This window comes from Mesorhizobium sp. M2C.T.Ca.TU.002.02.1.1 (genome assembly GCF_003997225.1).
Map to the genome: position 1 here is coordinate 1 of NZ_RZTO01001408.1, position 730 is coordinate 730.

The following is a 730-nucleotide window of genomic DNA, read 5'->3' on the forward strand; positions in this document are numbered from 1 at the left end:
ATCCGTCGCTGCTTCGCAGCGCCACCTTTCCCCCCTCCGGAGGGAAAGGAAGGGAGCCTTGCTGGACGAGCGTTGACGGCAAAAAGCGTGGCGCCTTTCCTCTACCCCGTCGATCGGGGGAGAGGTGGCTCGGCGAAGCCGAGACGGAGTGGGGGTCGACCTGCGCTGGAACGGGGAGAAGGAAAGGTCATTATTTGCCCGCCGGCAGCAGCCTGAAATCGGGCAGGTCGCGCAGCGCGAGTTCCGGCCCGGCCGGCGAATAGACGACGAAAAGCTGCATCGGCTGGTCGCCGGTGTTGAGCGTCGAGTGGAAGCGGCTTTCCGGCACGTAGATGGTGCAGCCGGGGCCGACCTTCGCCACCACCGGATTGCCTTTCTCGTCCTCGACCATCTGCTCGCCATTGCCGGAGATGACGAAGATGATCTCTTCGGCGCCGGGGTGGTTGTGGCGGGTATGGCCCTTGCCGGGCGGCAGGTCGACGACGCCGCCGGAGAAGTGGGCGGCGCCATTCACTTCCGGCGCGACGGTCAGCGACAGCTTGCCCCAGTCGAAGCCGAAGGCGCTGACATCCTTCGGGTAGACGAACACCTTGCTCCTGTCGGCCATTGCCTCATCCCTTCCTTTTCGCGATCGAAACCGCCTTGAAATCCGCCGTCTGCCTGGCGATTGCCGCTTCGGCCGGCAGACGCTCCATCGAGCTCGCGCCATAGAAGCCGTGCAGCCCTTCGC

The 730-nt window shown here is 65.2% G+C and carries 2 protein-coding genes; both read right to left on the bottom strand.

Annotated features, from left to right (window positions below; translation table 11 throughout):
* Positions 1-190: 190 nt before the first annotated feature.
* Positions 191-607 (bottom strand): cupin domain-containing protein, encoded by a 417-nt coding sequence (locus tag EOD07_RS36415; protein WP_127238506.1) that lies wholly within the window; start codon positions 605-607, stop codon positions 191-193.
* 4 nt (positions 608-611) lie between these two features.
* Positions 612-730, bottom strand: a 119-nt coding sequence (locus EOD07_RS36420) for a phosphoenolpyruvate hydrolase family protein (protein ID WP_206519675.1), incomplete at its 5' end; no start/stop codon positions are given.